The sequence below is a fragment of the Leifsonia sp. 71-9 genome, from assembly GCF_001898805.1.
Lineage (GTDB): Bacteria > Actinomycetota > Actinomycetes > Actinomycetales > Microbacteriaceae > Leifsonia.
The window spans coordinates 198,234-223,277 of record NZ_MKVJ01000021.1 but is presented as its reverse complement, the minus strand read 5'-3'; the positions used below and the strand labels follow the sequence as shown (position 1 = coordinate 223,277).

General features: G+C 71.4%; 24 protein-coding genes and 1 pseudogene. 17 read left to right on the top strand and 8 right to left on the bottom strand.

Annotated elements, in window-relative coordinates; translation table 11 throughout:
• The first annotated feature begins 36 nt into the window (after positions 1-36).
• The 3 genes from BGO91_RS17625 (at position 37) to BGO91_RS17615 (ending at position 2,419) form a co-directional block, all read left to right on the top strand.
• A complete protein-coding gene (locus BGO91_RS17625) occupies positions 37-1,104 on the top strand; it encodes a YbdK family carboxylate-amine ligase (RefSeq protein ID WP_290474039.1) in 1,068 nt (355 codons plus the stop codon).
• Between the two features lie 77 nt (positions 1,105-1,181).
• A complete protein-coding gene (locus BGO91_RS17620) occupies positions 1,182-2,219 on the top strand; it encodes an iron-containing redox enzyme family protein (protein ID WP_290474038.1) in 1,038 nt (345 codons plus the stop codon).
• Complete coding sequence (locus BGO91_RS17615) at positions 2,216-2,419, top strand: CDGSH iron-sulfur domain-containing protein (protein WP_290474037.1); 204 nt, start codon at positions 2,216-2,218, stop codon at positions 2,417-2,419. The genes BGO91_RS17620 and BGO91_RS17615 overlap by 4 nt, the downstream gene beginning before the upstream one ends.
• Before the next feature lie 302 nt (positions 2,420-2,721).
• On the opposite strand, the pseudogene galU reads toward BGO91_RS17615, so the two are convergent.
• The 4 genes and pseudogenes from galU to BGO91_RS17595 form a co-directional block, all read right to left on the bottom strand.
• A pseudogene (gene galU / locus BGO91_RS17610) lies at positions 2,722-3,609 on the bottom strand (UTP--glucose-1-phosphate uridylyltransferase GalU); the annotation flags it as partial.
• Between the two features lie 61 nt (positions 3,610-3,670).
• The gene (locus BGO91_RS17605; protein WP_290474036.1) at positions 3,671-5,074 is read right to left on the bottom strand and encodes a UDP-glucose/GDP-mannose dehydrogenase family protein; all 1,404 of its coding nucleotides are present in this window, start codon (positions 5,072-5,074) and stop codon (positions 3,671-3,673) included.
• Between the two features lie 29 nt (positions 5,075-5,103).
• A complete protein-coding gene (locus tag BGO91_RS17600; RefSeq protein ID WP_290474035.1) occupies positions 5,104-6,585 on the bottom strand; it encodes a glycoside hydrolase family 26 protein in 1,482 nt (493 codons plus the stop codon).
• On the bottom strand, positions 6,578-8,191 hold the full coding sequence (locus tag BGO91_RS17595) for a glycosyltransferase family 2 protein (RefSeq protein ID WP_290474034.1): 1,614 nt from the start codon (positions 8,189-8,191) through the stop codon (positions 6,578-6,580). The genes BGO91_RS17600 and BGO91_RS17595 overlap by 8 nt, the downstream gene beginning before the upstream one ends.
• Before the next feature lie 442 nt (positions 8,192-8,633).
• Here BGO91_RS17595 and BGO91_RS17590 point away from each other — a divergent pair, with 442 nt between their 5' ends.
• The 5 genes from BGO91_RS17590 to BGO91_RS17570 all read left to right on the top strand — a co-directional run bounded on the left by BGO91_RS17590 (position 8,634) and on the right by BGO91_RS17570 (position 11,770).
• Positions 8,634-9,305 carry a VOC family protein gene (locus BGO91_RS17590; protein WP_290474033.1) on the top strand — a complete coding sequence of 224 codons (672 nt, stop codon included), beginning with the start codon at positions 8,634-8,636 and terminating at the stop codon, positions 9,303-9,305.
• Positions 9,305-9,835: a hypothetical protein gene (locus BGO91_RS17585; protein ID WP_290474032.1), complete on the top strand. Its 531-nt coding sequence runs from the start codon at positions 9,305-9,307 to the stop codon at positions 9,833-9,835. Before BGO91_RS17590 ends, BGO91_RS17585 begins: the two co-directional genes overlap by 1 nt.
• Before the next feature lie 107 nt (positions 9,836-9,942).
• Positions 9,943-10,533 (top strand): nitroreductase family protein, encoded by a 591-nt coding sequence (locus BGO91_RS17580; RefSeq protein ID WP_290474031.1) that lies wholly within the window; start codon positions 9,943-9,945, stop codon positions 10,531-10,533.
• Between the two features lie 312 nt (positions 10,534-10,845).
• Positions 10,846-11,460: a hypothetical protein gene (locus tag BGO91_RS17575; protein ID WP_290474030.1), complete on the top strand. Its 615-nt coding sequence runs from the start codon at positions 10,846-10,848 to the stop codon at positions 11,458-11,460.
• Between the two features lie 31 nt (positions 11,461-11,491).
• The gene (locus BGO91_RS17570) at positions 11,492-11,770 is read left to right on the top strand and encodes a hypothetical protein (RefSeq protein ID WP_290474029.1); all 279 of its coding nucleotides are present in this window, start codon (positions 11,492-11,494) and stop codon (positions 11,768-11,770) included.
• Between the two features lie 65 nt (positions 11,771-11,835).
• On the opposite strand, the gene BGO91_RS17565 is transcribed toward BGO91_RS17570, so the two are convergent.
• Both BGO91_RS17565 and BGO91_RS17560 read right to left on the bottom strand, forming a co-directional pair.
• Positions 11,836-12,885 carry a zinc-dependent alcohol dehydrogenase family protein gene (locus BGO91_RS17565; RefSeq protein WP_290474028.1) on the bottom strand — a complete coding sequence of 350 codons (1,050 nt, stop codon included), beginning with the start codon at positions 12,883-12,885 and terminating at the stop codon, positions 11,836-11,838.
• Between the two features lie 37 nt (positions 12,886-12,922).
• Positions 12,923-16,819 (bottom strand): putative Ig domain-containing protein, encoded by a 3,897-nt coding sequence (locus tag BGO91_RS17560; protein WP_290474027.1) that lies wholly within the window; start codon positions 16,817-16,819, stop codon positions 12,923-12,925.
• Positions 16,820-16,993: 174 nt separating this feature from the next.
• Between BGO91_RS17560 and BGO91_RS17555 the strand changes: the two genes are divergently transcribed.
• From BGO91_RS17555 to BGO91_RS17530, 6 genes are read left to right on the top strand one after another with little or no spacing between them, the layout of a single operon-like run.
• Entirely contained in the window at positions 16,994-17,434 is a 441-nt protein-coding gene (locus tag BGO91_RS17555; RefSeq protein WP_290474026.1) for a hypothetical protein, read from the top strand.
• Positions 17,434-17,898 carry a GNAT family N-acetyltransferase gene (locus BGO91_RS17550; protein ID WP_290474025.1) on the top strand — a complete coding sequence of 155 codons (465 nt, stop codon included), beginning with the start codon at positions 17,434-17,436 and terminating at the stop codon, positions 17,896-17,898. The genes BGO91_RS17555 and BGO91_RS17550 overlap by 1 nt, the downstream gene beginning before the upstream one ends.
• Positions 17,895-18,218, top strand: a complete 324-nt coding sequence (locus tag BGO91_RS17545; RefSeq protein WP_290474024.1) for a hypothetical protein — start codon at positions 17,895-17,897, stop codon at positions 18,216-18,218. Before BGO91_RS17550 ends, BGO91_RS17545 begins: the two co-directional genes overlap by 4 nt.
• Positions 18,218-18,730 carry a tail fiber protein gene (locus BGO91_RS17540; protein WP_290474023.1) on the top strand — a complete coding sequence of 171 codons (513 nt, stop codon included), beginning with the start codon at positions 18,218-18,220 and terminating at the stop codon, positions 18,728-18,730. The genes BGO91_RS17545 and BGO91_RS17540 overlap by 1 nt, the downstream gene beginning before the upstream one ends.
• A gap of 14 nt (positions 18,731-18,744) precedes the next feature.
• Positions 18,745-19,242, top strand: a complete 498-nt coding sequence (locus tag BGO91_RS17535) for a tail fiber protein (protein ID WP_290474022.1) — start codon at positions 18,745-18,747, stop codon at positions 19,240-19,242.
• Positions 19,243-19,249: 7 nt separating this feature from the next.
• Complete coding sequence (locus BGO91_RS17530) at positions 19,250-19,771, top strand: tail fiber protein (protein ID WP_290474021.1); 522 nt, start codon at positions 19,250-19,252, stop codon at positions 19,769-19,771.
• A 75-nt stretch (positions 19,772-19,846) separates the two neighbouring features.
• On the opposite strand, the gene BGO91_RS17525 is transcribed toward BGO91_RS17530, so the two are convergent.
• On the bottom strand, positions 19,847-22,006 hold the full coding sequence (locus BGO91_RS17525; protein WP_290474020.1) for an AAA family ATPase: 2,160 nt from the start codon (positions 22,004-22,006) through the stop codon (positions 19,847-19,849).
• A 130-nt stretch (positions 22,007-22,136) separates the two neighbouring features.
• Between BGO91_RS17525 and BGO91_RS17520 the strand changes: the two genes are divergently transcribed.
• The 3 genes from BGO91_RS17520 to BGO91_RS17510 all read left to right on the top strand — a co-directional run bounded on the left by BGO91_RS17520 (position 22,137) and on the right by BGO91_RS17510 (position 24,410).
• Positions 22,137-23,339 (top strand): AAA family ATPase, encoded by a 1,203-nt coding sequence (locus BGO91_RS17520; RefSeq protein WP_290474019.1) that lies wholly within the window; start codon positions 22,137-22,139, stop codon positions 23,337-23,339.
• A 97-nt stretch (positions 23,340-23,436) separates the two neighbouring features.
• Entirely contained in the window at positions 23,437-24,102 is a 666-nt protein-coding gene (locus BGO91_RS17515) for a DUF433 domain-containing protein (protein WP_290474018.1), read from the top strand.
• Positions 24,103-24,104: 2 nt separating this feature from the next.
• On the top strand, positions 24,105-24,410 hold the full coding sequence (locus BGO91_RS17510; RefSeq protein WP_290474017.1) for a hypothetical protein: 306 nt from the start codon (positions 24,105-24,107) through the stop codon (positions 24,408-24,410).
• A gap of 39 nt (positions 24,411-24,449) precedes the next feature.
• Here the strand turns inward: BGO91_RS17510 and BGO91_RS17505 are convergent, their stop codons facing one another.
• Positions 24,450-24,932 (bottom strand): hypothetical protein, encoded by a 483-nt coding sequence (locus tag BGO91_RS17505; protein ID WP_290474016.1) that lies wholly within the window; start codon positions 24,930-24,932, stop codon positions 24,450-24,452.
• Between the last annotated feature and the right edge of the window lie 112 nt (positions 24,933-25,044).

The following is a 25,044-nucleotide window of genomic DNA, read 5'->3' as shown; positions in this document are numbered from 1 at the left end:
CCTGTCTACTGGCCGGGACGACGGAGGGAGCCCGGGGTGCGGACGACGATCGGTGCGGAGGAGGAGTTCGTGCTCCTCAATCCGCTCACGCTGACGCCCGTCGATCGCGCGGCGGAGGCCATCGCCGCCCTCGGGGGTCGGCGCGAGGACGGCGGAGCCGTGACGCCCGAGTTCTTCCCGTCCCAGCTCGAGTACGCGACGCGGGTCTGCCGCACCGCCGCGGACGTGTCGGGCGCGCTGGAAGGCTTCCGTGCGGAACTGCGCGAGTGGGCGGCGTCCGCCGGTCTGCTGGCCGCGGGCGTGGGCCTGCCCTACCGCACGGCGCGGGATGCGCAGGTGACCGACCAGGATCGCTACCGCGACATCGCCTCCCGGTTCGGGCTCGTCGTCCCCGACCACCAACTGAACGGGCTGCACGTGCACGTCGGGGTCGACGACCGCGAGCAGGCCGTCGTCGCCCTCAACCGGCTCCGGCCCTGGCTGCCCGCACTGCTGGCCCTCTCGGCCAACTCGCCGTTCTGGCAAGGCGCCGACACCGGCTTCGACAGCTGGCGCGCCATCCACAGCCGGCGCTGGACCACGCACGGCGTCCCTCCCGCGTTCGCCGACGCCGCCGACTACGACCGCCGCGCCGCCGCGCTGAGCGGAGTCGGCGGCACCAGCGACGCCGGGACCCTCAACTGGGTCGTGCGCCCGTCGGAGCGATTCCCGACGGTGGAGGTGCGGGTCTTCGACGCGCAACTGGACGGTGCGACGAGCGCGGCGTTCGCGGCCCTGGTACGGGGGCTAGTCGTCTCACCGCCCGACGACGACGGCCGGGCGGCCGCGCTCGCACCCGAGCTGCTGGACGCCGCCCACTGGCACGCCGCCCGCGACGGCCTCGCCGGCGACCTCCTTGACCCGCGCGACGGAGGGTTGCGGCCCGCCCCCGAGGTCGCCGCGGCGCTGCTGGCCGCGGCCGGTCCGGGGCTCGCGGAGCACGGCGACACCGACCTCGTCCACGACACCGTCGCCCGCGTGCTCACCGACGGCAACGGCGCGACCCGCCAGCGCCGCGCCCTCGCCCGGGGCGGGACGGCGGGGCTGGCCGCGCTGATCTCCTGACGACCGCCTCCCATGCACGGAAGAGCGGACGTGGCAAGCACTTGATCGCTCCTCCCCGTCACGGCACCGTCGATGGCATGACACCACGCATCACGCCCCGCGGCCCGGTCAGCGCGGCGCTCCTGCAGGCGTTGCCCCAGGCTCCGCAGCACTCCCGCACCGCAGCGGAGGGCATCGTCGAGGAGGTCCGCGCGGCCCTCTCCGCCGGGCCCGACCTGCTGACCGACGACGACCTCCAGCTCAGCCTCTACCTCATCTACGGCCTCTCCTACGGCGGCACCGTCGACGCCGACGACGAGTGGGAGTGGGACCCGGACATCGTCGTCGCCCGGCGCCTTCTCGAGCGCAGGTTCGAGGAGCAGCTGCGCGAGCGCGTCCCGGTCGGCGACCTGCCGGATGCCGACGCCGAGGCCGTCGCCGCATTCCTCTTCTCTCTGACCGCCGAGGACGGCGGCCCGAGCCTGTCCCGCTACATCGCCAAGAAGGCCGGCGACGAGCAGCTGCGGGAGTTCGTCATCCAGCGCTCGATCTACACGCGCAAGGAGGCGGACCCGCACTCCTGGGCCATCCCGCGTCTCACCGGGCGCGCGAAGGCCGCGCTCGTCGAGGTGCAGTCGGACGAGTACGGCGGCGGCCGTCCCCACCGCATCCACGCGGAGATCTTCGCCCGGACCATGCGCGGCCTCGGGCTCGACGACACGTACGGGGCGTACGTCGACGACGTCCCCGCCATCACGCTGGCGTCGTTCACGATGATGTCGATGTTCGGGATGAACCGCCGCCTCCGCGGGGCCATCGCCGGCCACCTCGCCGCCTTCGAGATGACGTCCTCCATCCCGAACCGCTTCTACGGCAACGGCTTCCGCCGCCTCGGCTACGACGAGGACGTCACCGAGTACTACGACGAGCACGTGGAGGCCGACGCCGTGCACGAGCAGATCGCCGGCCGCGACCTCGCGGGCGGGCTCGCGGAGGACGAGCCGGAGCTGCTCCCCGACATCCTCTTCGGCGCCGCGGCCTGCCTCTATGTCGACGGTCTGGCGGGGCAGCACATCCTCGACAGCTGGGAGGCCGGCCGCAGCTCGCTGCGGACGCGCGAGGAGGTCACGGCATGACGAGCGAGGAGCCGCCGGAGATCGTCGTGTGCCCGAACGGGCCGCTCCTGGTGCGCGGGCACGTCGACCTCACGACGCCGGACGGCGAGCCGGTCGAGCAGAAGCGCCGCACGGTCGCCCTGTGCCGGTGCGGCGTCTCCACCATCAAGCCGTTCTGCGACGGGACCCACAAGGCCATCCGGTTCACGACCGAAGCGTAACTGCCGGCGCGACGGCGGTGCTGTGGGACGACCGCGTCGCGTCGCCGCGGCGCAGTCGTCCGGTCGCGCCGCAGTCGTACCGTCGCGCCGCAGTCGCTCGGACTGCGGCGCGACGGACGCGGGAGAGGCGCGGCGGAGGCGCGCGGCTAGGCGCCCGCGACGGGAAGGAGCTCCCGGTCGCGCTCGCGCTCCCGCTTGGCGGCGGCCGGCTTCGCGGCCTTGGCTGCGGCGGGCAGCACCGGCACCGAGGGCGCCGGGGCGGACGGTGCCGCCGCCTCCACCGGAGCCACGGACGCCGGCGCGATCGAGTCCGCGAACTCGCGCAGCCAGGGCACGAGGCCGGGGCCGAGGTCGTCGCGGGCGGAGGCGAGCTGCACGATGGCCTTGATGTAGTCGAGGCGGTCACCGGTGTCGTAGCGGCGGCCCCGGAAAATGACGCCGTGCACCCCGCCCGTCCACGCCGGAGCCGTCGCGAGCCCTTCGAGCGCGTCGGTCAGCTGGATCTCGCCGCCCTTGCCGGGCTCCGTCTTCTCGAGGATGTCGAAGATCTCCGGGCGCAGCACGTAGCGACCGATCACGGCGTAGTTCGACGGCGCGTTCTCCCGGCTCGGCTTCTCGACCAGGCCGGTGATCCGCACCACGTCGTCCTCGTCGGTCTCGACGACCGCCGCCGCACCGTACAGGTGGATGGACTCCGGCGGCACCTCCATCAGTGCCACGACGGTGGTGTTGAGGGCGTGCTGCACCTCCAGCATCCGGGCGAGCAGGGGGTCGCGCTCGTCGATGATGTCGTCACCGAGCAGCACCGCGAACGGCTCGTGCCCGATGTGCATCTTGGCCCGCAGCACGGCGTGGCCGAGCCCCTTCGGGTCGCCCTGACGCACGTAGTGCATGTCGGCCAGGGAGGTGGAGTGGCTGACCTTCTGGAGCTTGTCGGTGTCGCCCTTGCGGACGAGCGTGTCCTCCAGCTCGGTGTTGCGGTCGAAGTGGTTCTCGAGCGCGTTCTTGTTGCGGCCGGTGATGAGGAGGACGTCGTGGAGGCCGCTGGAGACGGCCTCCTCCACGACGTACTGGATGGCCGGCTTGTCGACGACCGGGAGCATCTCCTTGGGCATCGCCTTGGTGGCGGGCAGGAAGCGGGTGCCGAGCCCGGCGGCGGGGATCACGGCCTTGGTCACGTAACTGGTCATGTCGGTTCCTTCGATCGGAGGAGCGGGAGGAGCGGGAGGCGGAGCAGTCGGTCGGGGTGAGCTAGCGGACGGCGGCGAGCGCGGCGAGGTCGCGCTCGAGCGGGGCGACCGTCGGGACGGTCCCCATCGCGAGCACGTCCCAGCCGGCCGCGGACCACGCCGCCGGGTCGAGGCAGTTGCGGGCGTCGATGACGGTGCGGCCGGCGGCCAGGGCGCGGAGGGCAGCCGGGTCGGCGCCGATGAACTCGTCCCACTCGGTGAGCACGACCAGCAGGTCGGCCCCGGCCACGGCCTCGTCCATGGAGTCCGCGTAGCCGAGGGTGGGGAACAGGCGCTGCGCGGTGCCGCGCGCCTGCGGGTCGTAGACCACGACCTGCGCACCACGGAGGTGCAGTGCGGCGGCGACGTTCAGCGCCGGCGAGTCGCGGACGTCGTCGGTCTCGGGCTTGAACGCCGCACCGAGCACGCCGATGCGGCGGTTGAGCACCGAGCCGCCGAGCGACTTCAGCGCCAGGTCGATCACGCGCTGGCGGCGGCCCATGTTGATCTCGTCCACCTGCTGCAGGAGGCCGACCGCCGCGTGCGCGCCCAGCTCGTTCGACCGGTGCATGAGCGCCCGGATGTCCTTCGGGAGGCAGCCGCCGCCGAAACCGAGACCGGCGTTGAGGAACTGCCGCCCGATCCGCTTGTCGTGCCCGAGCGCGTCGGCCAGCAGCGAGACGTCCGCTCCGGCCGCGTCGCACACCTCGGCGATCGCGTTGATGAACGAGATCTTGGTCGCGAGGAACGCGTTGGCGCTCACCTTCACCAGCTCGGCGGTGGGGAGGTCGGCGACCAGCACCGGCGTCCCCTCGGCGATCGGCGTGGCGTAGACCCGCCGCAGCAGCGCCTCGGAGGCCGCCGTCGTTCCGCCGAAGACCAGGCGGTCGGGGTGGAGGGTGTCGTCCACGGCCTTGCCCTCGCGGAGGAACTCCGGGTTCCAGACGAGCTCGACGTTCACGCCGGCGGGAGCGGCCTCGGCGACGATCGCACGGAGCCGGGCGCCCGTGCCGACGGGGACCGTCGACTTGCCGACGATCAGGGCGTCGTGGGTGAGGTTCTCCGCGATGCCGCGGGCCGCCGCCTCCACGTACGCCAGGTTGGCGGCGAAGGAGCCGGACTGCTGCGGGGTGCCGACGCAGATGAAGTGCACGTCGGCGGTCGCGACCGCCTCGGCGATGTCGGTCGTGAAGGCGAGCCGCCCCGCCGCCACGTTCGACCGGATCAGCTCGGGCAGGCCGGGCTCGAAGAAGGGCGCGCGCCCCTCCCGCAGCTCCTCGACCTTGCGCGGGTCGGTGTCGACCCCGATCACGTCGAAGCCGAGCTCGGCCATCGCCGCCGCGTGGGTCGCGCCCAGGTAGCCGGTGCCGATGACGCTGAGACGGGGAGCGGGCTGCTCCTTGGGGGCCTTCTTGGTGGTGGTCATGTCATGTCCTTCCGGTGTGGCGGAGCAGTTCAGGGAGCCGGGGTGAGGGTGAAGCGGTCTTCCGGTCTCGTGAGGCCGGCGATGAAGGCCGAGAGCGTGTCGGCCCGGGAGTCGATGCGCCAGTCGTTGGTGGCGCGCACCCCCTCGACGTAGCTCGTGACGGCGAGGTTGAACCAGGAGAACCCGATGATGTCGTCGTTCTCGGGCCGGGCGAGGCCGTCGAAGAGGGCGGTCACCCATTTGGCCTTGTAGCCGCCGGTCTCGGACGCCCCGATCTCGGCCAGGATGATCGGCTTCTTCGTGAGGGCCCGCAGCTTGTCGAGGCTCGGCTTGAAGGTGTAGTCGAAGCTGAAGTCGTTGTCCGACTTGTACGGCGGGCGCAGGTAGCCCGACAGCCCGACCCAGTCGACGTAGTCGTCACCGGGGTAGAGGTTCTCGAGGTAGCCGTCGACCTTGTGGCTGGCGGCGAGGTTGTTGACGATGTTCGGCGCCCAGACCCAGATCACCAGGTTGTTCGCGCCCTCCTGCTGGAAGATGTCGTGGACGTGGCGCCACATCTTCACGTAGTCGCCGACGTTGTTGCCGTTGATCGGGTTGCCCTTCGCGTCGGTCTCGGACCACGGGTACCAGGTGGCGTTCATCTCGTGGTCGAGACGGATCGCGAGCGGCAGCCCGGTGGCCACGATGTCCTTCGCGTACTGGTGCAGGTAGGCGTCGAAGTCGCCGCCGATGATCTTCGGGAGCGAGTACGCGGGCGCGTCGGTCGTGTCGTTGCCGGAGCTGATGGGCCGCGACTCCCAGGTCATCATCGGCATGCGGCCCTGCGCCCAGGCGCGGGTGACCGCGTTGGCGCGGAAGGTCTCGTCCCAGCCGCTGAAGTAGCCGACGAGGTTCGGGGCCACCCCCACCTTCGCGCTGGTGGCGTCGAAGGTGGCCCAGTTGAACGGCGCCTGCTCGGTGTACATGCCGTAGTAGCGGCTGGTCGGCGCGACGAGGTCGGCGCGGGCCGGGGCCGTGATCGGGGTGGTGGTGCCGCCTCCCGAACCCGACGAGCCGGAGCCCGAGCCGGAGGCGCTGTGCCCGGAGCTCTTCGACCCGGTCGCGGCTTTGGCGTTGGCCGCCGCGAGCTGCGCCTTGACGCTGTTCAGCTGGTTCTGCGCGGCCGTGGCCTGCTGCTGCGCGGTGGCGAGCTGCTTGGCCGTCGACGCCTGCGCGGCGAGGGCCTGCTTCTCCATCGCCGACAGCTTGCCCTTCTGGGAGGCGATGGTCTCGGTCGCCCGCTGGAGGTTGCGCCGCAGCTCGACGTTCTGCGCGGCGTAGGGGGTGATCGCCTCGGTCGCGTCGGCCACGGCCTGACGGAGCGGGGCGCCGGTGGGAGAGGCCCAGACGAAGGCGGAGATGCCGACGAGGGTCGCGGTGAGGACGATGGCCGCCGCGGCGGTCGCCTGCGCCCGGGAGCGGGACTGCGACCACCAGGATGCGGTCTTGGTGGAGATCGAGGGGCTAGACAAGGAACAGAGCCTCCAGGGTCAGGATCGCGATGCCGATCAGGTACGGGATGGCGGCGAGCGGGTTGAGCCGGCGCCGCTTCGAGGTCTTCTTGGCGGCCGTGGCGGTGGCCGCCTTCGCGGCCTTGGCCTCCGCTCGCGTGGCGGTGACGGTCGGCGCGACGGCCGGGCGGATCGCGACGGCGGTGACACTGCCGGTGGCGGAGCCGATCGCGGGACCGGCCGCGGGGCCGGTCCCGTTCTTCAGGGCGGTCGCGGTCGTCACGCCGCCGACCGCGTCCGGGAGATCGCCGGAGGGCGCGCCGGGCGCGGAGGCGTCGCCGAGGGCCGCGAGCTCGTCGTCGGTGGTGATCTCCGCCGGACCGCCGGCGTAGGCCCCGGCCCGGGTGCCCCAGCCGCTGGCGTGCGCCATGCGGAAGAACCCGATGAGCCGGATCGGCATGAGGAAGAACGTCGAGACGATGATGAAGATCGGCAGCCGGAAGAAGTCGCTGGGCTTCTCGGAGAGGTGCCGGATCTGGCGGATCGACATGCTGATCACGGACGAGGCGACCATCAGCGCCACCACGGTCAGGACTCCGGCCTGCACCCCGTACTCGTGCAGGAAGCCCGCGTAGAAGTTGTAGCCCTGGCCGGTGATCGACCGGTAGACCCAGCCGCCGAGCACGCCGGCGAGGACGAACGGCAGGATGATGTCCATCACGAAGAAGAACGCCAGCAGGGGTGCGTGGCCGAGCATCCACGGCAGCATCCGGAGCGTGTTGTACTGGCTGCCGCGTGCCCAGCGGAGCTGCTGCTTGAAGAGCTTCTTCACCTTCAGCGGGGCGTCCGTGTAGCAGAGGCTGGTGTGCTGGTAGACGGTGCGGTAGCCCTCTTTGAGCGTGAGGTTGGTGAGGGTGCGGTCGTCCGAGACCTCGAGGAACACGCCGAGGAACTTCTCGGTCATGAACTTGTCCATGACGCGCATCAGGATCGACCGGCGGAAGGCGATCGTGCGGCCGGGGAGGCAGCCGATCTGCCCGACGACGCTCTGGGCGGGCATCGAGTACAGCGCCCGCGAGTTCTCGAGCCAGTCGGCCCAGCGGGTGATCCAGCTGCGCTCCGGCTCCAGGATGCGCTGCTTGGTCGTCACGCCGCCGACACGCTGGTCGGCGAACGGCTTGACCAGCTCGCTGAGCGTGTTCTCCGTCCAGACGGTGTCGGAGTCGACCAGCACCGTGATCTCGCCGGTCGACATCCTGGTGCCGATCATGACCGCGTTGCGCTTGCCGGGGATCGGCGTGTGCACCCAGCGGACGAGCGGGGCGAACTCCTCGCACACCTCGGCGAGCTCCGGGTTGGGGGCGCCGTTGATGACCACGATGATCTCGCCCGGACGCTGCTCGACCATGCGGCCGAGCACGTCGCGGAACAGGTCGAGCGGCTCGTCGACGACCGGGACGACCACGCTCGTGGTGCCGTGGAAGTCGTCGGTGTACGGCCGGTAGCGGCGGGACATCAGGACCTTCACGATCCAGATGACCCAGATGAGGGCGGAGTAGACGGCGAAGAGATAGATCTCCGGATGGCCGCCCAGCATGTGCCGGATCTGCAGCAGGAAGATGAACACGAGCGGACCTCTCACGGGGGGAATGGGGTTGGCATCCACGACGGCGGGGATCTGGTCTGTTCGGGTGGCTCAAGTTGTATTGGTTCTCAGGGATGGCCCGCAAGTAGGGGTGGACAGGGCGGGTCGGCGCGTCGGATGACCCCCTCCGAGGCCGCTGTCCGCAGACACGCGGACAGTGCTTCTCGGGCGTGTCGGCGACGCGAATCCCGGGCGTGGCGCGAGTGGAATCCCTGATCAAGGGCGTTAATGCTCGCTCGGGATCGAGACGTGACGGTCTCTCGGGTTTTGTACCCCGTACTCCGATTCCTGTACCCCGCAAAGATGCTGAGTGGATCGGGCGCGAATGTGACGAATTGTTACGCAGGCGTCATCGGGCGTTAACAGAATCGACCGCGCGAGGGAGGCTTCTGCCGCGCCCCGGCCGAGGTCTAAGCTGTGGCCCGTGGGCACGGACGACCGCATCACTCCCCGTCGCTTCCACGACGCCGACGGCGTCGAGGACTGGTCCGTGCTGTACGACGGAGCGGTCACGCGGTTCGCCACCGGCACCTTCGAACGCGGCGCCGCACTCGTCGCCGAGATCGCCCGCCTGGCCGAGGAGGCCGGCCATCATCCCGACCTCGACCTCCGCTACGGAGCGCTCGTCGTGCGCCTCGTCAGCCACGACGTCGGAGACATCAGCACGCGCGATCAGGCCCTCGCGGCCCGCATCTCGCAGGCCGCCCGCGCGCTCGGGATCGAGCCCGCCGCGCCCCGCGCCCAGACCGTGCAGATCAGCATCCACGCGCTCGACATCCCGGCCGTGCTGGCCTTCTGGCAGGCGGCTCTCGGCTACGACCGGATGGGGGACGCGGACCTCGTCGACCCGCTGGGCCGCGGCCCCGCCATCGCGTTCCAGCAGCTCGACCACCCGATGACGCACCACAACCGCATCCACATCGACATCTCCGTGCCGAGCGGGGAGGCGGCGGCGCGGGTGGATGCGATGCTGGCCGCCGGCGGCCGGCTCACCGAAAACACCCGGGAGCCGTACTGGTGGTCGTTCGCCGACCCCGAGGGCAACGTGGCGGACATCGCCGCCTGGCGCGACGACGAGGACGAGGAGAATCTGTGATGGCATCCACACGGACGAAGGCGCGCGTCCGCGCGCGGGCCGGTGCAGCAGCGGGACTCTCGGTCGCCGTGCTGCTCCTGCTGACCGGCTGCGACCTCTTCGCGCCCCAGGACACCCTCCACATCGAGGAGACGAGCGACGGCGTCAGCGGCACCGTCGGCGACCTCTACGTGGCCAACGCCGTGCTGCTGACCGCGGCCGACGGCGAGGGGCCCGCGGGCCTCGTCGCCAGCCTCGTCAACCAGGGGAGGTCGTCGCTCGACGTGAGCGTGCACACCGCGGCCGGCAGCGAGTCCGTGTCGGTGGAGCCGTCCGGCGTCGTGCAGCTCGGCGTGCCCGACGGCGAGACCGTCGAGTTCGACGGGCTGGACGCGAAGCCCGGGTCGCTGACCGACGTGACCTTCGAGAACGGCGCCGAGACGCTGACCCTGCAGGTCCCGGTGCTCGACGGCGGCCTCGCGCAGTACCGCGACCTGGTGCCGACGAACACGCCGTTCCCGACACCCACTCCGACCTCCACGTCGAAGTAACGGATCGCAACGCTCGCGGAATACTCCCGGAGTTGATGTGTTTACATCGATATAGCCGGGCAATGGAGCCTCGAGGCCATCCATCCACTCTTCGAGGAGATCCACCCATGTCGCTCACCGACGTCGCGCCCCGCACCGCCGACACCGCCGCACCTCTGCTCCCCGCGCTCGCCGAGCGCTGGAGCCCGCGCGCGTTCGACACCGCCGCCGTCATCGACGAGACCAAGCTGACCGCCGCCCTCGAGGCCGCGCGCTGGTCGCCGTCGGCCAACAACTCCCAGCCCTGGCGCTTCATCGTCGCCCGCCGCGGCACCCCCGAGTTCGACAGCATCGCCGCCAACCTGATGGGCTTCAACCAGGCCTGGGCCGGCGCCGCGAGCGTGCTGATCGTCGCCGTGGCCGAGGTCGTCGACGCCGAGGGCGCCGAGCGCCGCTGGGCCACCTACGACGTGGGCCAGGCGGTCGCGCACCTCACCATCCAGGCCCACCACGACGGCCTGCACACCCACCAGATGGGCGGCTTCCAGGCCGACGGCCTGCGCGAGGCGTTCGGCCTCGAGGAGCGCTTCGTGCCCGTCTCGGTCACCGCGCTCGGCACCGTCGGCGACGCCGACGCGCTGCCCGAGCCGCTCCGCGAGCGCGAGCTCGCCCCGCGCGTGCGCCGCCCCCTCGACGAGGTCGTCATCGTCCGCGCCTGACGCGCGCGCCGGCGGGCCGCGCCCGCTGCCGAGGTTCACGAAAGGGCCCTCATTCCGTGTGGAATGAGGGCCCTTTCTCGCACCTGGGCGACCGCGATCGCCACCGAGAAATGCATGCATTACGTAGTTCGTCCCTCTAGCTACTCGAGCCGAGCGCGAAACTACTGGCGCCCGCTGAGACCTTGGTATTTCTGCCTTATACGCTCGTAAGCCGGTCGACCTCCTCGATCGCAGAGGTGACCGGGACTCTCGCTGGCGAGACACGTTCCGCGTGTTCGTCCGCGCCCGTGTGGAGTCCTCAAAGGAGAGATCATGCGGAGAACATCGAAGTTCACCTCGGCCCTCGCCGTAGCCGTCCTCGCGGGCATCGGCACCATCGCCGGAAGTGCCAGTGCAAGTGCGACGCCCCCAGAATCGGAGCCTTCCGCGATCGGCGTCCCCGGCGAAGCAATTGATGGGGCACTGGACCCGGCCACGTTCGCGGGAGAACTCATCGTGGCCGTTCCTTCGGGACAGGACGTCGTTGTCACCGTCGAGGCGGGTGAAGCTCCTTCGGTCATCGAGGAGGTGCAAGCCGCGGACGCGACGGGGTCTCCGCAAAGTCATGGTCGTGTCGAGCAATCACGGGCGGGATGCGGCGAGACAGTTCGCTCTGTCGCAGGCATGTTCGGTTACACCACGAGCGTCCAGGGATGCGCGGTCGCAGGCTACCCCGGGTACCAGAGGTCATACTCCTGGAGCAAGACCTCAGACACGAGCGTCTGCACGAAAGGCAAAGGCTTCAACGGCAACAACGCCACGTGGTACAGCACGTCGTGCAGTAGCGGAAGCTGGTCGGTGCCGTGGGGAAACGTCCTCGCCTACACACAGATGCAGGGCATGTCTCTTGCTGGCGTCGTGGGCGCCACGTACGACTGGCGCGCATAGGTACACGGCAGACTCGACCAAGGAGTGAGTGATGGAATCCCCACGCCTGCAACCGAAGCCCGTGCTCATCTGGGGCGTCGCACTGACGATCTGCGGATCGGTGCTGACGATCTTCATCCCCAACATCGCGTGGTTCTTCACGAGTGCCAGAACCGCGGCGACCGGTGTGGATCAGGGGATTCTCACCCTCCTGGACCTCGTCTCCCGCATCGTCGGCGGTGTCGTGACGCCTCTCGGGGTCGTGCTGATCGGTGCCGCCGTCGTCATGGCCTACGTGCGCAGCCTTCTGCAGGGGCGCCAGCCTGAGTGAGGTTCACGAAAGGGCCCCCATCCCGCGCGGAATGAGGGCCGTTTCGTGAACTTCGGCGGCGCCGGTTACGGGCGCACGAGGGTCTTGATGGCGCGGCGCTCGTCCATGGCGGCGTAGGCCTCGGCGATCTCGCTCAGCGGCAGCTCCAGGTCGAAGACCTTGCCGGGCTGGATGGCGCCCGACCAGACGTCCTGCAGCAGCTCCTCGACGTAGTTGCGCACGGGGGCGACGCCGCCGTTCACGCCGATGTTGCCGTTGAAGAGGGGGCGGACGGGCAGCTCGGGGCCGCCGTTGGGCACGCCGACGTAGCCGACCATGCCGCCGGGGCGGGCGGAGCGGATGGCCTGGTCCATCGACTCCTTGGTGCCGACGGCCTCGAGCACGCAGTCCGCGCCGATGCCGTCGAGGAGGGCCTTCACGGCGACGACGCCCTCGTCGCCGCGCTCGGCGATGATGTCGGTCGCGCCGAACTCGCGGGCGAGGGCCTGGCGGGACTCGTGCCGCGACATGGCGACGATGCGGGAGGCGCCGAGGCGCGCGGAGGCGAGGACGGCGCACAGTCCGACCGCCCCGTCGCCGACCACGACGACGGTGCTGCCCTCGGTGACGCCGGCGGACACGACGGCGTGGTGGCCGGTGCCCATGACGTCCGAGAGGGTCAGGAGGCTCGGGATGAGCTCCTCGGCGGGGTAGGAGGGTGTCGCGACGAGGGTGCCGTCGGCGTGCGGCACGCGCACCCGCTCGCCTTGACCGCCGTCGGCGAACCCGCCGACCTGGTCGTTGCCGCCCCACCAGCCGCCGTGCAGGCACGACGTGCTGACGCCGTTGCGGCAGTTGATGCAGGTCATGTCGCAGTCGTAGAAGGGCGCGATGACGAAGTCGCCGGGCTTGATGGTGTGCACGTCGGGGCCGACGGCCTCCACGACGCCGACGAACTCGTGGCCGATGCGGCGGGGCTTGGGGGTCGGGGTGACGCCGCGGTAGCCCCACAGGTCGGAGCCGCAGACGCAGGCCGCGACGACCCGGACGATGGCGTCTCCGCCGGTGGACAGGATGGGATCGGGGACCTCTTCGAGACGGATGTCTCGCTCCCCGTGCAGGACGGTTGCACGCATGGTGCGAGCCTACGCCCGGCTCCCTTGCGCCCAGCTGTCAGGCGATGGGCGGCCGGCGCCAGGCGCGCACGCGGCGCCGCGCGAACATCCCGGCGCCGAGACCCAGCAGCGCGAGGGCGAGGAGCAGCAGCGGGGTCGCGTCGAGACCGGTGTCGGCCAGCCCCGATGCGCCCGAGCCCGAGGCGCCGGAGCCCGACGTCGAACCCGCACCGCCCGGCGTGGTGCCGCCGCCCGAACCACCCGTGCCGCCGCCGTCCGCGGTCGGCAGGACGATGCCGGTGCGCAGCACGCGCTCGTCCCCGTCCGGTGCGGTCCCCAGCGCGACGAGGGTGTGCGCGCCCTCGTACCCGGCGGGGATGACGACGGTGAGACGCGCGGTGCCCTGCGCGTCGGCGTCGACGACGCCCAGCGTGACCGGCACCGAGTAGAGGCCGAAGGTCACCGGGGAGTCGGGAGCGAATCCGTCCGCGACGAGGGTGATCGTCTGCCCCGGCTGGACGCCGGACGGAACGCCCGCGAGCGGCCCGTCCCCCGTCGGCGGCGAGAGCGGCAGGGCGATCGTCGGCGCATCGGCGACGACGATGGTCAGGGTGCGCGTGACGTCCGCACTGCCGGGCGCGACGGCGGTGAGCGTGACCGTGGAGGTCGCGACGGCGTCCGTCGTGCTCCCGGTGATGCGGGCGGTCCCGTCCGGGCCGGCGGTGAACGTCAGGCCGGCGGGCAGCGCGCCCGTCAGGGTCACGGTCGAGACCGCCGGGTAGGCGTGGCCGGTCGCGATGCCGAAGTCGACATCCACGCCACGGGTGACATCGAGGGTCGAGGGGCCGGTGAACACGGCGGCCTCGGCGACGGTGACCGCCAGGGTCTGCGTCGTCGCGGGGGCCACGCCGTTGTCGGCGGTCACCTGGATGCTGTACACGCCTCCCGAACCCGCCGCGGGCGTCCCGCTCAGTACGGCCGTGCCGTTGCCCGCGTCGACGAAGCGGAGCCCCTGCGGGAGCGTCCCCGTCGCGGTCAGCCCGACCGTCGCCGGGTAGCCGCCGCCCGTGGTCACCGTGAAGGAACCGGCCGCGCCCGCCGTGAACCCGGCGGACGGCGCGCTCGTGATGGCCGGCGACTCGGTGACGGTCAGCGCGAAGCTCTGGGTCGCGTCCGGCTGATAGCCGTTGGAGGCCGTGAGCGTGAACGTGTGGACTCCCGCAGAACCGGCCGGCGGCGTACCCGCGAGCGTGCCGGTCTTGTCGCCGTTGTCGGTCAGCGTGAGCCAGGCCGGGAGGCCGGAGGCGGTGAGCGCGGCGTTCGGGAAGCCGGTGGTGGTGACCGCGACGCTGTGCGCGGTTCCGTCCAGCAGGAACGTCGCGCCGGCCGCGCTGCTGAACGCGGGCGCGGTGCCGACGGAGAGCGCGGCGTCGGCCGAGACGGAGCCGGCCGCGTTGTCGAAGGTCACCCGGTAGCGGTTGCCGTCGTCGCCGGCCGCGGCGGTGAACCCGTAGGTGGTGGCCGTCGCCCCGGCGATCGGCGCGTACGAGGCGCCGCCGTCGGTCGAGACGGACCACTGCGCGGTCGGCGCGGGGAAGCCGGAGGCCGCCGCCGTGAAGACCACGGGCGCGCCCGCGACGACCTTCTGGTCGGCGGGGGCGGTCGTGACGACCGGCACTTCCCTGACGGTCAGGGCGAGGGCGGCGGAGGCCGCCGGTGCGACGCCGTTGTCCGCGGAGACCCCGAGGGTGGCGACGCCGCCCGGGCCGGTGGGGGTGCCGGAGATGGTGCCGGTCCCGTCGCCGTTGTCGACGAAGGCGAGACCCGCGGGCAGGGTGCCCGTCACGGCGATCGTCGGGACGGGGTAGCCGCGGTCGGTGGTGACGGTGAAGCCGAAGCTCTGGCCCGCCGTCGCCGTCGCGACCGCGCTGCCGGTCAGGACGGGCGCCTCCCGCACCGTCAGGGTCAGCGTCTGCGCGGCGGCCGTTCCGACGCCGTTGCCGGCGGTGAGGGAGAGCGTGCGGACGCCGCCGGTCTTCGCGGCCGGGGTGCCGGCGATCGTCGCCGTGCCGTCGTGGTGGTCGGTGAAGGTCAGCCCGGCGGGCAGCGTGCCGGCGACCGCGATCGGGTCCGCCGTCGGGCGTCCGGTGGTGGTCACGGTGAACGAGCCCGCGGACCCCGCCGTGAAGGAGGCCGTGTTCGGACTCGTGATCGCCGAGGTCTGGTTCAGGACGTAGGTGAGGGCCTGGTCCACGGCGCCCCCGGCGTTGGCGGCGCGCACGGTCACGGGATAGTCCTTCGCGGCGTCCGTCGGCGTGCCGGAGATGGTCGCGGTCCCGTCGCCGTTGTCGACGAACCCGACGCCCGCCGGGAGGGTGCCGGTCAGCGAGAGGGCCGGCGTCGGGTAGCCGGTGGTGGCCACGGTGAAGGCACCGTTCGTCCCGACGACCCCCGTCGCGGTGGACCCGGTGACGAAGGCCGGCGGCGCGTACATGGCGACGGTGGTGACGGCGTAACCGCTGCCCAGCGTCGCGGAAGCGGTGGCCGCCCCGGGTTGCGCCAGCGCGAGGGTCGACGAGGCGACCCCGCCGGACAGCGCGGCGGTCGTAGGCATGACGACGGCTGCGCCCGCGGTCCGTGAGAAGGCGACGGTCGCGCCGTCGAACGCGGTCAGGTCCGACGGGGCGACGGAGGCGCCGGCCGAGTCGGCGAGCAGACTGGCGGTGAGCGTCGTGCTGCTCTGCGGGGCGACGAGTGTCGCCGGCGACGCGGTGAGCCCGAGGGTCAGGTACGGCGCGGCCGTGACCGCGCCCGAGACGGTGTCGCAGCCGGTCACCGTGGGGCCGCCCACGCAGCCCCACCAGTTGCGCGCGAGATCGGCCGTGCCGCCGGACTGCTTCACCGCGGGGGCCGAGTTCCCGGAGATCCGGTTGTAGCGGGCCGAGAGGGCGCCGCCCGTCACGGCGATCGCGGAGCCCGCGTTGGCGGGATTCGTGTTCGACGCGAAGGTGGATCCCGTCACCGAGAGGGAGCCGCCGTCGAGCCAGAGCCCCGCGCCCGGGAACGAAGCGCCGCCGACCGGCGCATTGCCCGTGAAGCTGCTCGAGGAGATCGACATCGAGGCGCCGCCGTGCGGATCGCTGACGGCGACCGCCGCGCCTCCGTTCACTCCGGAGGCCGTCGCCCGGTTGTTCGCGAACGTGCTGCCCTGGATGCTCAGCGTCTCGCCCGAGGTCGCGCCCGTCGCCTGGTAGTAGAGGGCGCCGCCCGAGGCGATGCCGGACGAGTTGCCGCTGAAGGTCGTCGACCGCACGTCCAGCGAGCCGCCGATGAACTGGATGGCCCCGCCGGGGTTCGCCGTGGACCCGCCAGCGGTGGTGTTCGCCGTGTTCCCGGTGAAGCTGGATGCCGTGATCGCCAGCGAGTCGGAGGCGGCGGCGTTGCCGGACCCGCCGATGATCGCGCCGCCGCCGTAGACGTTGTCCACGCCGCCGCGCACGGTGACCTTGTCGATGGCGACCGCGATGCCGCCGACCTGCTGCGGGTCGAGGGCGAGCACCTGCTGCGTGCCGGAGCCGACCAGGACCGTCCCGGCCGTCGACGTCCCCTGGATGGTGATGCTCGTCCCGGCCGTCGTCCCGACGTCGATCGCACCGTCCGCGAGGGTGAAGGTGCCGTTCGGCACGGTGACGATGGTGGATCCGCCGAGGTTCGAGGCGACGCAGAGCGCGGCGCGCAGCGTGACCGGGCTGCCGGGGTCCGCCATCGACGGCGTCGTGCACGCGTCGTTGGGGTCGGCGTCGTCGGTGCTCGTCACGGCGATGGTCCGATCGGCCGCGTACGCGGGAGCGGCGATGCCGACTCCGAGGAGGGCGGCGACGAGGGCGGTGACGGTCGCGGTCGCGACGAGGGCCAGCTCCCGAGCGGCCGGGCGACGAGCAAGCAGGCGATGCATCGGTGTCGGGCTCCTCGCCGGGCTCGGGAATTCAGGCGTTCTCGATGCTAGTGGCCGCGCCATCCCGGCCGTTGGCCCCTCTCTAAGGGCCAGAGGCGCCGAACGGGGATGCCCTAAGCTCGCATCCAGGCTGCGCGCCTCCCGTCCGGCGCACAGCATCCAGAGAGGACAACCGTGCCCGAGGTGTCGCGCCGCGCCGTGATGGCCACCGCTCTGGGCGGGCTCGGTCTCGTCGCGCTGGCCCCCGCCGCGCCGGCCTTCGCCCGCACCGTGTCCGCCTCCAGCACCGGTCTGGCGCACGCGGCCTCCCCGGCCGCCGGGCTCGCCGACCCCGTCCGCTCGCTCTTCACGCCCGCGATCGGCCGGGCCTTCACGGCCGTCGACGGCGAGCGCACCCTCCACCTGGTCCTCACCGCGGTCGAGGACCTCTCGCCGGATGCCGCGGGCGACGAGCACCGCTTCCTGCTGCTCTTCACCGCGAACGGCTACTCCCCCGCCGACGGGATCTTCACGCTCAGCCGCGCGGGCGCGCCCGACGTCGCCCTCTTCATCAGCCCGATCGGGCGCGGCGGACTGACCCGCACACTGCAGGCCGTCGTCGACCGGACGGCGTGATGACGCTGCTGACGGCCGGGCTGCGCGCGGCGACCGCTGCGGACGACGAGTTCCTGCGGCGTCTGTTCCTCGACAGCCGCCGGTCCGAGTTCGCGGGCCTGCCCGCCGACCAGGCCGATCCCCTGCTCGCCCTGCAGTACCGGGCGCACGCGGCCGACCGCCGCGCCCGTCACCCCCACGCGGAGACCGCGATCATCTCCGTCGACGACGACCCGGTGGGCTCGGTGACCGTCGACCGCGACGGCGGGCGGATGCACCTGGTCGACATCGCCGTCCTCGCCTCCCATCGCGGCCGCGGCATCGCCTCCGAGGTGCTCGGCGAGCTCGTCCGGACCACGGAGCACGCGACGCTCACCGTCTGGAGCCTGAACGCCGGAGCGCGCCGCCTCTACGAGCGGTTCGGCTTCCAGGTGGTCTCCGAGCAGTTCGGCTACGTCCTGATGGCCACGGAGGTCGAGGGATGACCGCGACCCACGCCGACTGGCAGTCGGCCTCCGGCAGCGAGGTGCGCGCGATGGCGCCCGACGGCACCGGGTACACCCTGAGACTCGTCGACGTCTCCCCCGCCCGGGTCGACAACGGCTGGGTGGCGTACACGCTCCGCTTCGAGAGCGGGGCCGACCTGCCCGCCGAGCAGCAGACCTACGAGCTCGTCGTCGGCTCGATCGCCGAACCGGTGTTCCTCGTCCCGACCGGCCGCACCGCCGACGGACTCGCGCTCGAAGCGGTGTTCGCCCAGGCGGCGCCGACCTCGCCGGCTCCGCCCCCGCAGAAGGAGAGCTGATGTCCCAGCCCTACGTCGGAGAGATCCGCATGTTCGCCGGAAACTTCGAGCCGGCCGGCTGGATGTTCTGCCGCGGCCAGCTGATCTCGATCTCCGACTACGAGACCCTCTTCCAGCTGATCGGAACGACGTACGGCGGCGACGGCCAATCGACCTTCGGCCTTCCGGATCTGGGCGCACGGTTCCCGGTCCACCAGGGCGTGCCGCCGTCGAGCGACGGGTACACGCCGGGGGAGATGGGCGGGACGGATGCGGTGACCGTGACCCTCACGCAGCTGCCGAACCACACGCACACCCCCGTCGCGGCGGCCACGCCGACCACGTCGAGCGCGTCGGGTGCGTACCTCGCCGGGTGGGCCGATGCGCCGTACTCGTCGGCGACGCCTTCGACGGCGCTCGCCCTGCAACAGCTCGCGCCGGCCGGCGGCTCGCAGCCCCACGAGAACCGCCAGCCCTACGTGACGGTGAGCTTCATCATCAGCCTCTACGGCGTCTTCCCCTCCCCGACCTGAGCCAGGAGCCACCGATGTCCGAACCCTTCATCGGCGAGATCCGCCTCGCCGCGTTCTCCTTCCCGCCCAAAGGCTGGTCGCTGTGCAACGGGCAGCTGCTGCCGATCAACCAGAACCAGCCGCTCTTCGCCCTGTTCGGCACGCAGTTCGGCGGCGACGGCAGAACGACGTTCGGGCTGCCCGACCTGCGCGGCCGGATCCCGGTCGGGTTCAGCATGGACAACCCTCTCGGAAGGCAGTTCGGCGAGGCGACCCACACGCTCAGTGTCACCGAACTGCCGCCGCACGCCCATGTCGCCTCCGTCGCCGCGTCGGCGACCGTGACCACGCCGACGGGCACCTCCTACCTGGCGCAGCCGGGCAAGGCCGCCTACGCGGCGAGCCCGACCACGACCATGTCCGCCGGCTCCGTCGCGTCGGTCGGGCAGAGCCAGGCGCACCAGAACATGGCTCCCTACACCGTGGTGTCGTACATCGTCGCCCTCACGGGCATCTTCCCCTCCCAGAACTGAGGCCAGCATGTCCAACCCGTTCGTCGGCGAGATCCGTCTCGTCGGGTTCACCTTCGCGCCGACCGGCTGGGCGTTCTGCCAGGGCCAGCTGCTGTCGATCTCGCAGAACACGGCGCTGTTCTCGCTCCTGGGCACCTGGTACGGCGGGGACGGCCGCTCGACCTTCGCGCTGCCGAACCTCCAGAACGCCACCGCGATGGGCACCGACCAGTCGGGCCAGTTCCCGTACGTCGGGGAGTCGGGAGGAGCCGCCTCCGTCGCTCTGACGCAGAGCCAGATCCCCGCGCACACGCACGGCGTGCTCGCCACGCCGACACCGGGGACGACGAGCGACCCGACCAACGCGTCGTTCGCCATCCCCCGCGTCGGCCGGGTGACCGAGGCGGCGTACGGCACAGCGGCCTCCGTGTCGCTGGCACCGAACGCCTTCGGAGTGACCGGCGGCGGCCAGCCGCACAACAACATCCAGCCGTCCCTCGCGCTGAACTACATCATCGCCCTGCAGGGCGTCTTCCCGCCGCGTTCCTAGCGACGGCGCGCGAAGACGCAGAGAAGGGGCGCACGGCGGATGCCGTGCGCCCCTTCGTCCGCCGTCGTGCCGCTGCTAGGCGACGTCCCGCGCGGCCGCGACCGTGAGCCGGTCGCCTTCCGGTGCGAGGTCGACGCGCACCAGGTCGCCGTCGCGGATCTCGCCGGCCAGCAGCGCGGTCGCGAGCCGGTCGTCGATCTCGCGCTGCATCAGGCGGCGCAGCGGCCGGGCCCCGTAGATCGGGTCGAAGCCGCGCTCGGCCAGCCAGGCGCGGGCGTCCGGGGTGACCGCCAGCTCCAGCCGGCGCTCCGTCAGTCGCTTCACCAGACGGTCGATGTTGAGCTCGACGATCTCGCCCAGCTCGTCCTTGCTCAGCGTCGAGAACACCACGATGTCGTCGAGGCGGTTCACGAACTCCGGCTTGAACGCCTGGCGGACCTGCTGCAGCACCGCCTCCTCGCGCTCCGTATCGCTCAACGTCGGGTCGACCAGGTACTGGCTGCCGAGGTTGGACGTCAGGATGAGGATCGTGTTGCGGAAGTCGACCGTGCGGCCCTGGCCGTCGGTGAGACGCCCGTCGTCGAGCACCTGCAGGAGGATGTCGAACACCTCCGGGTGCGCCTTCTCGACCTCGTCGAGCAGGATGACCGAGTACGGCCGGCGGCGGACCGCCTCCGTGAGCTGACCACCCTGCTCGTAGCCGACGTAGCCGGGAGGCGCACCGACCAGCCGCGAGACGGCGAACTTCTCGCTGTACTCGCTCATGTCGATGCGGATCATGGCCTTCTCGTCGTCGAACAGGAACGCCGCGAGCGCCTTGGCCAGCTCGGTCTTGCCGACACCGGTCGGGCCGAGGAACAGGAACGATCCGGTCGGCCGGTCGGGGTCGGAGATGCCGGCGCGCGTGCGACGCACCGCGTCGGCGACCGCGCGCACCGCCGTCTTCTGGCCGATGATGCGCCGGCCGAGCTCCGCCTCCAGGTGGAGCAGCTTCTCGGTCTCGCCCTGGGTGAGGCGGTCGACGGGAATGCCCGTCCACGCCGCCACCACCGCCGCGATGTCGTCGGCCGTGACCTGCTCGTTCACCATGCGCGGGTGCTCGTGCTCGGCCTGCTCGGCCTCCGCCAGCTCCCGCTCGATGCTCGGGATGGTCTCGTACTCGATGCGCGAAGCCTCCTGGTAGCGGCCGTCGCGCAGCGCGACGTCGCGACGGGTCTTCGCCTCGTCGAGCTGCGAGCGCAGCGCGCCGACCCGGTTGAGCGCGGCCTTCTCGGCACGCCACCGGCCCTGCAGCTCCTCGAGCTCGTCCTCCTGCACCCGCAGGCGCTCCTGGAGGGCGGCGAGGCGCTCCTTGCTGGCCTCGTCCTTCTCCTTCTTGAGGGCGAACTCCTCCAGCTTCATCCGCTCGACGACGCGCTGGAGCGTGTCGATCTCGACCGGGGCCGAGTCGATCTCCATCTTGAGGCGGGAGGCCGCCTCGTCGATCAGGTCGATCGCCTTGTCGGGCAGCTGCCGCGCCGTGATGTACCGGTTCGAGAGGGAGGCCGCCGCGACCAGCGCGGAGTCCTCGATGGTGACGCCGTGGTGCGCCTCGTAGCGCCCCTTCAGCCCGCGCAGGATGGCGACCGTGTCCTCCACGCTCGGCTCGCCCACGTAGACCTGCTGGAAGCGGCGCTCGAGCGCGGCGTCCTTCTCGATGAACTCGCGGTACTCGTCGAGCGTGGTCGCGCCGATGAGTCGCAGCTCGCCGCGCGCCAGCATCGGCTTGAGCATGTTCGACGCCGCGACGGAGCCCTCTCCGCCGCCCGCGCCCATGAGGATGTGGAGCTCGTCGACGAAGGTGATGATCTCGCCCTCGGCGTCGTTGATCTCCTTGAGGACGGCCTTCAGCCGCTCCTCGAACTGGCCGCGGTACATCGCGCCGGCGACCAGCGCCGACAGGTCGAGCGAGACCAGCTGCTTGCCCTTGAGCGAGTCGGCCACGTCGCCCGCGACGATGCGCTGGGCGAGGCCCTCGACCACGGCCGTCTTGCCGACGCCGGGCTCGCCGATGAGCACGGGGTTGTTCTTGGTGCGCCGGGTCAGCACCTGGCTGACGCGACGGATCTCGGCGTCCCGCCCGATGACCGGGTCGAGCTTGCCGCTCTTGGCGATCTCCGTGAGGTTGACGCCGTACTGCTCCAGCGCGCTCTTGGACTCCTCCTGGGAGGAGGGCGCGCCCTGCATGTTCGCCATTCGTGTCCTTTCCCGAGTGGTGGCAAAGTTGAGTCTACTTAGCTCAACTTTGATTGGCCAGGGGGTATTCCGTTCTTGGTGGACGAATCCGGGCTGCCGCGGCATCGGTGGTCGCCCGTACGATCCTCCCGTGATCACCACCGTCGCCGTCGCCGGCTACCGCTCGCTGCGCGACCTCGTGCTGCCGCTCGACCGCCTCACGGTCGTGACCGGCGCGAACGGGGTCGGTAAGTCGTCCCTCTACCGGTCGCTGCGGCTGCTCGCCGGGTGCGGTCGCGACGAGGTCGTCGTCGCGGTGGCGCGGGAGGGCGGACTCGACTCGACGCTCTGGGCCGGTCCCGAGCAGATCGGCCGGGCGGTGCGGGAGGGCCGGGCGCCGGTGCAGGGCACGGTGCGCAGCGGCCCGATCTCCCTCCGGCTCGGCGTCCAGCTCGACGACGACGGCGACGGCCTCGGGTACGCCCTCGACCTCGGGCTGCCGAACATCCGCAAGTCCGCCTTCGAGCGCGACCCCGAGCTCAAGGCGGAGACGCTCTGGACGGGCAGCGCGCCGCGTCCGTCGAGCATCGCCGCCGAGCGTCGCGGCGGCCACGTGCGCGTGCGGGACGACGACGGCGCGTGGACCGAGCTCGGCCGCTCCCTGCGCCCGTTCGAGAGCCTGCTCACCGAGGTCGTCGATCCCGTGCGCGCCCCCGAGGTGCTCCGGATGCGCGAGAACCTGCGGTCGTGGCGGTACTACGACCACTTCCGGACCGACGCGACCGCACCCTCCCGCCTCCCCCAGCTCGGCACCCGCACCCCCGTGCTGGCCGCGGACGGCGCCGACGTCGCAGCCGCCGTGCAGACCATCCGCGAGCTCGGCGGCGGTGACGCGTTCGACGCCGCGATCGAGGACGCCTTCCCCGGCAGCCGGGTGGAGGTCGTCGTCGACGGCACGCAGTTCACGCTCGCCGTGCAGCAGCACGGCCTCCTGCGCCCGCTCGCCGGGCCCGAGCTCTCGGACGGCACGCTGCGCTACCTGCTGTGGGCCACCGCCCTGCTCTCACCGCGACCCCCGCAGCTGCTCGTCGTCAACGAGCCGGAGACCAGCCTGCACCCCGACCTGCTGCCCGCCCTCGGTTCCCTCATCGTCGCGGCCTCGGCGAACGCGCAGACCCTCGTCGTGACCCACTCCCAGGTGCTGCTCGACGCGATCGGCCGCGCGACCGGGGCCGGCGACGGGGACGGCGACGGGGTCCGTCGCGTCGAGCTCGAGAAGCGGTTCGGCGAGACGGTGGTGCTGGGCCAGGAGGGCCTGCTCGACCGGCCGTCCTGGCACTGGCCGAGCCGGTAGACGCACCGGTCGCACCGAATCTCTGTGGAGAAGGGGCGCTCCGTCATGTTTGTGTGGATATCTCGGTCGCCTTCCCGCACCTCGATACGATCAGAGCATGGCCAAGCCCTCCATCGACCAGGCGTTCCTCACGCCGCTGTACTCGCAAAGCGAGGTCGCGCAGATCATCCGCGCCACTCCGTCGACGGTACAGCGATGGACCACGGGCTATTCGGACGGCTCGACGCAGCGCGCGCCACTCGTCACAGGGGTCGATCGGGGGCGCGGTTTCACGGTTCCCTTCATCGGGCTCACAGAGGCCTTCGTCATCAATGCGTTTCGCAAGGCGGGCCTGCCGATGCAGCGCATCCGCCCGGCGGTCGAGGCGCTCCAGCGCGAGCTCGGTCTGGAGTACGCGCTGGCATCGAATCGACTGCGGACGGACGGAGTCGAAGTCCTCCTCCACTCGGACGATGAACTCGACCGGCGCCTCATCGTCGTCCGCAACGGCCAGGCGGCGTTCAGCGAAGTCGTCGACCAGTATCTGAAGAGCATCGACTTCGGGACTCTCTACGCCGAACGCCTCCGGCTGCCGCAGTATCCCGGACTCAATGTGACGGTGCAGCCCACGATCAACGGCGGCCAGCCAACGCTTGCCGATCGTGGAATCGCCGTGGCGGACGTGCTCGGGAGGATCCGTTCGGGCGAGTCCCCGACCGATGTCGCGGTCGACTACGGCGTCGCGCACGACGATGTGCTGTTCCTGAATCAGCTCGCGGCGTAGCCGTGGCCCTGCCGCTCTTCCTCGACCGCGGTCTCGGTTCGCGGCTCGTTCCCGAGGGCCTCCGGACCGCTGGCTGGGCGGTCACGACGATGGACGAGCGATACGGAACCGATGCGTCTCAGTCGGTGAAGGACGAGGACTGGATCCAGGATGCGGCCTCCCGCGCTGAGTTGCTCGTGTGCAAGGACCGCAACGTGGCCAAACGGCGTCTCGAAGCCCAGGCGATCTACTACTCCTCGGCACGGGTGCTCGTGATCGCGTCCGGGTTCTCCGCGTCTACGAACACCGCCTCGGCCCGATCAGACTGAACTTCCCGTGAGCGCGCGGACTCTCCTTCTCTCAGCCGGTCAGGCGCAGATCCCGCTCACGTCGGAGATGGCCTGCGCGAGCGCGGTCGACTTCTCACCGATCGCGCTGAAATTTGCGGTCGCAGGATTCTTCACGTAGCCGTGGAGGAGGGTGGCGAGGTCGTTGACGGCGGCCGCAGCCTTGTCGACCGGGGCCTTCACCTCGGGGTTGCCGACCTGGTCCTTGATGGACGTCACGGTGTCGTTCATCTGATCGAGCAGGTCGAGCGCCTTCTGCGGGTCCGACATCGCAGCGCTCGCCTCGCCCTGCATCCTCTGGACCTTGTCGAATCCCGCCTTGACCACGGTGCAGGCCTCGGCCTTGGACTGATCGGGCGAGACCTTCGCAGCAGCGGTCTGCGTCGGCGACGAAGTCGACGCAGAGCCGCCGGGGTCTGCCGCCGAGCAACCGGTAAGAGCGGCGGCGACGGTGACGATCGAGACGGCGGCGAGCGTCAGACGCGCCGCGAGCGTGTTCTTCATGGGTCCCCTGTCTTCGATCCGCACGATGGCGGCCACGATAGCAAACCCACAGGAACGGCAATACGGCACCCGGGCCTCCCACACTTGTACGCTGACGGTGATGATCGACCCG